6 protein-coding genes and 1 pseudogene are annotated in these 7,580 nt (G+C 72.8%); 1 reads left to right on the plus strand and 6 read right to left on the minus strand.

Going from position 1 to position 7,580, the window contains the following annotated elements; all coding sequences use genetic code 11:
* Together ABZW32_RS38110 and gdhA are read right to left on the minus strand one after the other, a co-directional pair.
* Nucleotides 1–171: pseudogene (locus tag ABZW32_RS38110) on the minus strand (acyl-CoA synthetase); the annotation flags it as partial.
* 214 nt (nt 172–385) lie between these two features.
* Nucleotides 386–1,735 carry an NADP-specific glutamate dehydrogenase gene (gdhA, locus tag ABZW32_RS38115; protein ID WP_356225271.1) on the minus strand — a complete coding sequence of 450 codons (1,350 nt, stop codon included), beginning with the start codon at nt 1,733–1,735 and terminating at the stop codon, nt 386–388.
* 246 nt (nt 1,736–1,981) lie between these two features.
* Between gdhA and ABZW32_RS38120 the strand changes: the two genes are divergently transcribed.
* Nucleotides 1,982–2,464, plus strand: a complete 483-nt coding sequence (locus tag ABZW32_RS38120) for an anthrone oxygenase family protein (protein ID WP_356225273.1) — start codon at nt 1,982–1,984, stop codon at nt 2,462–2,464.
* 7 nt (nt 2,465–2,471) lie between these two features.
* Here the strand turns inward: ABZW32_RS38120 and ABZW32_RS38125 are convergent, their stop codons facing one another.
* From ABZW32_RS38125 to ABZW32_RS38140, 4 genes are all read right to left on the minus strand, one after another.
* The gene (locus ABZW32_RS38125; protein WP_356225275.1) at nt 2,472–3,035 is read right to left on the minus strand and encodes a DUF1772 domain-containing protein; all 564 of its coding nucleotides are present in this window, start codon (nt 3,033–3,035) and stop codon (nt 2,472–2,474) included.
* A gap of 340 nt (nt 3,036–3,375) precedes the next feature.
* Complete coding sequence (locus ABZW32_RS38130; RefSeq protein ID WP_266845177.1) at nt 3,376–3,558, minus strand: DUF5302 domain-containing protein; 183 nt, start codon at nt 3,556–3,558, stop codon at nt 3,376–3,378.
* A 186-nt stretch (nt 3,559–3,744) separates the two neighbouring features.
* A complete protein-coding gene (gene hflX, locus ABZW32_RS38135; protein ID WP_356225277.1) occupies nt 3,745–5,151 on the minus strand; it encodes a GTPase HflX in 1,407 nt (468 codons plus the stop codon).
* A gap of 33 nt (nt 5,152–5,184) precedes the next feature.
* Nucleotides 5,185–7,580: glycoside hydrolase family 3 C-terminal domain-containing protein (locus ABZW32_RS38140; RefSeq protein ID WP_356225279.1), on the minus strand; the 2,396-nt coding region annotated here is incomplete at its 5' end.

A 7,580-nucleotide genomic window follows, 5' to 3' on the forward strand; every position in this document is an offset into this window, starting at 1 on the left:
GGCGACGGTCTCCAGCGAGGCCGTCGCGGTGACGGCGACGGCGGGGGCACCCGCGATGTCGGCGGCCACGGCGCCGGCCGCGGCCAGCAGTTCCTCGTACGAAGCGGTGCGGCCGGCGACGCCGATGGCGTCCGCCCGGTCGCCGTACGTCCCGTCCAGTGCGGTCAGCACGCGGCAACTCCCTGTCGGTGGTGGGGACCCAGGCTACGTTCCCCCGCCCGACTCCCGGCCGGGTGGTCCCGCCCCGCCCCCGTGTGGGGGCGGGGCGGGACGCCCGGGGCCGTGCGGACGGCGCGCGGGAGCGGTGCCCGGTACCGGTGTCCGGGACGGCGTCCGGTACCGGTGCCCGGGACCGCGTCCGGCGGCGTCCTGCCCGGTCACGGCACTAGATGACGCCCTGGGCCAGCATCGCGTCGGCGACGCGCTCGAAGCCGGCGATGTTGGCGCCCGTCACGTAGTCGCCCGCGGCGCCGTAGCGGGCCGCCGTCTCGTGGGAGACCGCGTGGATCGAACGCATGATGCCCGCGAGCTCCTCCTCGACCTTGTCGCGGCTCCACGCCACCCGGCCCGCGTTCTGCGCCATCTCCAGCGCGCTGACGGCGACACCGCCCGCGTTGGCGGCCTTGCCCGGCCCGAAGGCGACGCCCGCCGCCTGGAACAGGTGCACCGCGTCGGGGGTGGTGGGCATGTTCGCGCCCTCCGAGACGGCCTTGACGCCGTTGGCGACGAGCGTGCGCGCGTCCTCGACGCCCAGCTCGTTCTGGGTCGCCGACGGGAAGGCGACGTCCGCCGGCACCTCCCAGACCCGGCCGCCCCGCACGAAGCGGGCGGAGGGGCCGCGGCGGGCGGCGTACTCGTCGATGCGGCCGCGCTCGACCTCCTTGATCTGCTTGAGCAGGGCGAGGTCGATGCCCTTGTCGTCGACGACGTAGCCCGAGGAGTCGGAGGCCGTCAGCGGGTTGGCGCCGAGCTGCTGGAGCTTCTCGATCGTGTACAGGGCGACGTTGCCGGAGCCGGAGACCACCGCGGAGAGGCCGTCCAGCGACTCGCCGCGGACCGCCAGCATCTCGGCGGCGAACAGCACCGCGCCGTAGCCGGTGGCCTCGGGGCGGATCGCGGAGCCGCCCCAGCCCTGGCCCTTGCCGGTCAGGACGCCGGCCTCCCAGCGGTTGGTGATGCGGCGGTACTGGCCGAAGAGGTAGCCGATCTCGCGGCCGCCGACGCCGATGTCACCGGCCGGGACGTCGGTGTGCTCGCCGATGTGGCGGGACAGCTCGGTCATGAAGGACTGGCAGAAGCGCATGACCTCGGCGTCGGACTTGCCGTGCGGGTCGAAGTCGCTGCCGCCCTTGCCGCCGCCGATGCCGAGGCCGGTCAGGGCGTTCTTGAAGATCTGCTCGAAGCCGAGGAACTTCACGACGCCGATGTCCACCGACGGGTGGAAGCGCAGGCCGCCCTTGTAGGGGCCCAGCGCGCTGTTGAACTCGACGCGGTAGCCGCGGTTGACGTGCACCCGGCCCCGGTCGTCGGTCCACGGCACGCGGAAGATGATCTGGCGCTCGGGCTCCAGGAGCCGTTCGACGAGGCCGGCCTCGGCGTACTCGGGTCGTGCGGCGAGAACGGGGGCCAGGGTGTCCAGGACCTCGCGTACGGCCTGGTGGAACTCGGGCTGTGCGGGGTTGCGGCGCTCGATGTCCGCCCGCAGTACGTCCAGCCTGTCCTTGGCGTCGGTCACGTCTGTTTCCTCTCCGATGTCTGTCGGGGGGCGTGCGGGCCCGGCCGAAGGAGCGTACCGCGCCCGCGCTGCGCCCCGGCAAAGCCTCTCCCAAGCCTCTGAACTGGGACTTTGGGCCGCGTCGGATATGTCGGGACGTGGCCGTCGGCGCGCCGTAGGATCACCCCGGACCGGCTCCCCGTCGCTTGGACGGTCAGACGGGGGCGACACGAGCAGGGGGAAGAGGGCTGCGTGGAGACGGTACGGATGGCTTCGCTGATCGCGGCGGTGGTGACGACGGGTCTGGTGAGCGGGCTCTTCTACGGATTCGCGGTGGCGGTCATGCCCGCCCTGCGCGGTGCGGGCGACCGGACGGCCGTGGAGGTGATGCAGCGGGTCAACGTCGCGATCCTCAACGGCTGGTTCCTGGCCGGGTACGTGGGCGCGCCGCTGTTCACCGGGCTCGCCCTGGTCCTGCACCTGCCCGCGGACGGGCGGGAGGTGCTGCCGCCGCTGATCGGGGCGTTCGTGGCGAGCGTCCTCGCGCTGGTCGTCACGGGGCGGGTGAACATCCCGCTCAACAACGCCCTGGAGCAGGCCGGCCCGGCGGAGGACCTGGCCGACCCGGCCGCCGTGCGCCGCGCGTTCGAGGGACCGTGGGTCCGCGCGAACGTGTGGCGCACGCTGCTGTGCACGGCGGCGACCGGCCTGCTGGCGTGGGCACTGGTCCTGTACGGACAGTCCCGCTAGCGGGGCTTCAGCAGGGCCTGGCCGCCGTGTCGCGGCCGTGCAGGAGCAGGGCGCGGGCCAGGGCGGTCAGGGCGGCGGTGCAGAGCAGCGTGCGGACGATGTTCGTGGTGACCCAGGTGCCCTTGAACTTGTCGAGCACCGGGAAGGCGGTGGCCTTCGCCGCGTCGCCCACGGCCGCGAGCTCGTTGTTGAGCGGGATGTTCACCGTGAAGGTGATGACGAGGACGACGAGGTAGGCGGCGGCTGCCGCGCCCGCGCAGAGCGCGACCCGGCGCCGCCCGCCGCGGAACTCGACGACCGCCGCGGCCGCCGCGGCGAGCAGCGCGAGCAGGAAGACCGTGCCGAAGAGGCCGTTGCCGTCGATGGCGGCGTTGAAGTGCTGCATGGCGGTGACGTACGTGCGGTCGTCGGAGGCGGCCAGCCCCGGCATCACCGAGATGTCGAAGGCGAAGAACAGGCCCGCCATCAGGCCGACCAGGACGGTCGCCAGCCCCAGCAGGAGGCCCGCCGCCCGGGTTCTTCCGCCGCCCTCGTGTCCGCCGCCGCGCAGTCGTGACCGTTCCGCTTCCATGGGCCCGCCTCCCCCTTCGCCGACGGGCCTGGTGCCCGCGCGCGGCCGATGGTGGCATCCCGTCCGGCCGCGCGGCCAGGGTTGTGCCGGGACACGCCGCGGGCGTCCGGGGCTCCCCCGGGCCCGGGGAAAACCGGTGATCCGATTTCTTTTCCGGATCAACCCGATTCGCAATCGACAAACGGAGTCCGAATACCAAGCATCGTGCAGATCTTTATCATCGGATACTCCAGGATCATTCCAGCCTCCCTCGACCCGGACTCCAACGGAATACAAAAAGGCTGCCGCGATCCGATGCGCATCGGATCGCGGCAGCCTTGAGAAAACGACCTGGGGCGGCTCAGCCAGCCTTTCGGCGGAAGTTGCGGTTCTGGACGTTGGGGCCGTTGAGCCCGTTGATCTTGGACCGTCCTTCCAGGTGGGCCTGCTGTGAGCGGTTGGTGCGGACCTTGCGCTCCAGAGCCTCGCGGAACTTTCGCTTGCTATCGGTCTCAGCGGCGTGGTTTTCCGGCGTATCAGTCATACGTACCTCCTGAGCATTTTCTAGAGCCGTTTTAGTGTGACATCCCAGCAGCGATATGGCGACCCTCTTCCCCACTGGACTGAACAAATCCAGCCACCCTCCCGACTTTCCTCGAAGGGGAGATGCGGAAGGCCCGGCCGGCACGCCGGAAAGCGTGCCGACCGGGCCGGTGGCGGGCGGGGTGGGTCAGGCGACGTAGCCGGCGAGTTCGGCGGCGAGCGCGGCGTCCACGTTGGCCTTCAGGAGGGTTCCGCTCTCCTCGTGGCTCTCGGCGAGGATCTCCCCGTCGGAGTGGATCCGCGCGACCAGGTGGCCCTCGGTGTACGGGATGAGCACCTCGATCTCGGTCTCGGGGTGCGGCAGCCCCGCCTCGATCCGGGCCAGCAGCTCGGGGATGCCCTCCCCGGTGCGGGCCGACACGACGACGGCTCCCGGCTCGGCCGCCAGCAGCCGCTCCAGGGTCTGCGCGGAGGCGGTGTCGGCCTTGTTGACCACGACGACCTCCGGCACGCCGGCGCCGCCGACCTCGCCGACGACGGCGCGCACGGCCTCGATCTGGGCCTCCGGGTCCGGGTGCGATCCGTCGACCACGTGCAGGATGAGGTCCGCCTCGGCGACCTCCTCCAGGGTGGAGCGGAAGGCGTCGACGAGCTGGTGGGGCAGGTGGCGGACGAACCCGACGGTGTCGGCCAGGGTGTAGGCCCGCCCGGCGGGCGTCTCGGACCGGCGCACGGTCGGATCGAGGGTGGCGAACAGGGCGTTCTGGACGTGGACCTCGGCCCCCGTGAGCCGGTTGAGCAGCGAGGACTTGCCCGCGTTGGTGTAGCCCGCGATGGCGACCGAGGGGACCTTGTTGCGGCGGCGCTCCTGGCGCTTGAGGTCGCGTGCGGTCTTCATCTCGTCGATGTCCCTGCGCATCTTGGCCATCTTGTCGCGCAGCCGGCGCCGGTCCGTCTCGATCTTCGTCTCGCCGGGGCCGCGGGTGGCCATGCCGCCGCCCCCGGCGCCGCCGCCGCCCATCTGCCGGGACAGCGAGGCGCCCCAGCCGCGCAGGCGGGGCAGCATGTACTGCATCTGCGCGAGCGCGACCTGCGCCTTGCCCTCGCGGGACGTGGCCCGCTGGGCGAAGATGTCGAGGATCAGGGCGGTCCGGTCCACGACCTTGACCTGGACGAACTCCTCCAGCCGGACCAGCTGGGAGGGGCTCAGCTCGCCGTCGCACACCACCGTGTCGGCACCGGTCCGCTCGACGATCTCGCGCAGCTCCTTCGCCTTGCCCGAGCCGATGTAGGTGGCCGGGTCCGGCTTGTCGCGGCGCTGGATGACTCCGTCGAGCACCAGGGCGCCCGCCGTCTCGGCGAGGGCGGCCAGCTCGGCGAGGGAGCTCTCGGCCTCCGCGGCCGAGCCGGAGGTCCACACTCCGACCAGCACCACGCGTTCGAGGCGGACCTGGCGCTGCTCGACCTCGACGACGTCGCGCAGTTCGGTCGACAGGCCGGCGACGTGGCGCAGTCCGGTCTCCTCCCGGGCGTCGATGGCGTCGGCGGCGCCGATGGGGCGGGTGGTGGTGCCGGGCTGCTCTGTGGCGGTCATGCGCTTCCTCTCAGAAGGGGTGGGTGGGGTGGATCACTGGTTCAGACGGCCGGTGAGACGGATGTCCGCGGAGGACGATCCGACGGTGACCGCGCGGGGGCCGGGAGCGTTCTGCCAGGCGTGCCCGCGGGTGTCCCAGTACTGGAGCCGGCGGGCGTCGACGGGCAGGGTGACGCGCTTCTCCTCGCCCGGCTCCAGGGAGACCTTGGTGTAGGCGGCGAGCGCGCGGACGGCCTGCGGGGCGGAGACGAGGCCGCTGGGGCCCAGGTAGACCTGGACCGCCTCCTTGCCCGCGACCGGGCCGGTGTTGCGGACGGTGACGTGGACGGCGGCTCCCGCGCCGGTGCGTTCCACGGCCAGGTCGCGGTAGTCGAAGGTGGTGTAGGACAGGCCGTGCCCGAAGGGGAAGAGCGGGGCGACGCCCTGCTGTTCGTACCAGCGGTGGCCGACGTTGACGCCCTCGCTGTACGTCTGCTTGCCGCCGACGCCGGGGAAGCGCTCGGGGTGCCCGGCCATCGGCTGGGCGCTCTCGGAGGCGGGGAAGGTCTGGGTGAGCTTGCCGCTGGGGTTGGCGTCCCCGTACAGCAGGGCCGCCGTGGCCCGGGCTCCTTCCTGGCCCGGGTACCACATGTCGAGGACGGCCGCGGTGCCGGAGAGCCACGGCATCAGCACCGAGGAGCCGGTGTTGAGGACGACGACGGTGTTCGGGTTGGCGCGGGTGACGGCGGTGACGAGTTCGTCCTGGCCGTCCGGCAGGGAGAGGGAGGGGCGGTCGTAGCCCTCGGAGCCCTCGTCCTGGACGAAGACGACCGCGGTCCGGGCGGCGGCCGCGGCGGCCACGGCGCGGTCGAGGTTGCGGGCGGCCTGCTCCGGGGTGACCCAGGTGAGGTCGACGGACAGCGGGCGGTCGGGCCACGCCCAGCCGTTCATGGACAGTTTGTGCGTGCCGCGGGTCAGGCGCAGGACGACGCTGGTGGTCTCGCTGAAGGAGTCGGCCGCGTACACGGGGCTCTGGCCGTCGATCTGGAGGACGGCCAGGCCCCCGTCGACGCGCAGGCCGATGCGGTAGTCGCCGTCGGCGGGGACGGTCAGGGTGCCGTCGTAGAAGGTGCGGTCGCCGCCCGGGTCGAGCTGCCTGCCGCCCGTGAACGCGGGGCTGAGCTGCTCGGCGGTGAGCGGTGTGCCGAGGCGGTCGACGCCCGGCTCGTAGCGGACGGTGGCGCCGGATCCGGCCCGTTCGCGCAGGGCGTCCAGGGGCGCCCCGGCGCCGTCGGGCACCACGTGCGCGCTGCCCAGGCCGGACACCTTGGGGCGCAGGGCGCTGTCGCCGATGACGGCGAGGTCGGAGCCGGCCGGGCCGGTCAGGGGCAGGGCCGGGCGGCCGGCGACGGTGGTGTTGCGCAGCAGGACGGCGCCGTTCTCGGCGATCCTGCGGGCGGTGTCGCGGCCGGCCTGCGCGTCGCGCGCGGGGCGCGGGCGGGCGGCGTCGAGGAGGCCGAAGCGTTCCATCTGCCCGACGATGCGGGTGACGGAGCGGTCGAGGGCGGCCTGGGGGACGGTGCCGTCGCGCAGGGCGGCGCGCAGGACGGCGCCGAAGTGCTTGGCATCGGGGACCGGGTCGGTGGGCTTGCCCATCTCCAGGCCGAGTTCCTGGTCCAGGCCCTTGTTCAGGTCGGTGGTGGCGTGGGTGGCGAGCCAGTCGGACATCACCCACCCCTTGAAGCCCCACTGTTCGCGCAGGACCTTCTGCAGGAGCTGGTCGTTGCCGCAGGAGGGGGTGCCGTTGACGCCGTTGTAGGAGCACATGACGGCGGCGGCACCGGCGTCGACGGCGCTGCGGAAGGCGGGGAGTTCGACTTCCTGGAGGGTCTGCTCGTCGATGGAGGCGTCCACGGTGAAGCGGTCGGTCTCCTGGTTGTTGCCCGCGAAGTGCTTGACCGTGGCCATCAGGCCCTGGCTCTGGATGCCCTTGATCTGGGCGGCGGCGGTGCGGGAGGTGACGAGGGGGTCCTCGCTGAACGTCTCGAAGTTGCGGCCGCCGTGGGGCACCCGGATGGTGTTGACCATCGGTCCGAGGACCACGTCCTGGCCCAGGGCGCGGCCCTCGTGGCCCAGGACGGTGCCGTAGGCGGTGGCGAGGGAGTCGTCGAAGGTCGCGGCGAGGGCGGTCGGGGTGGGCAGCGCGGTGGCCCGCACCCCGTTGAGGCGGACTCCGACGGGGCCGTCGGAGGCCTGGAGCGGCGGTATTCCGAGGCGGGGTACGCCCGGCAGGTAGCCGACGCCGCGGGCGAGGGGGCCGCCGGTGGGACCGGCCGTCCAGTGGACGAAGGACAGCTTCTCGTCGAGGGTCATCCGCGCGACCAGCGCCCGGACGCGGGGGCTGCCCTCGGCGGCTTCCCCGGCGGCGTGGCCGGCGGCCGGGGTGAGGA

Source organism: Streptomyces sp. NPDC004667, assembly GCF_040609475.1.
In the GTDB taxonomy this organism is placed as follows: Bacteria; Actinomycetota; Actinomycetes; order Streptomycetales; family Streptomycetaceae; genus Streptomyces.

Coding starts and splice junctions, on each gene's coding strand:
- ABZW32_RS38120 (WP_356225273.1), top strand. CDS start 1,982: ATGGCTTCGCTGATCGCGGCGGTGGTGACGACGGGTCTGGTGAGCGGG.
- ABZW32_RS38125 (WP_356225275.1), bottom strand. CDS start 3,035: ATGGAAGCGGAACGGTCACGACTGCGCGGCGGCGGACACGAGGGCGGC.
- ABZW32_RS38130 (WP_266845177.1), bottom strand. CDS start 3,558: ATGACTGATACGCCGGAAAACCACGCCGCTGAGACCGATAGCAAGCGA.
- hflX (WP_356225277.1), bottom strand. CDS start 5,151: ATGACCGCCACAGAGCAGCCCGGCACCACCACCCGCCCCATCGGCGCC.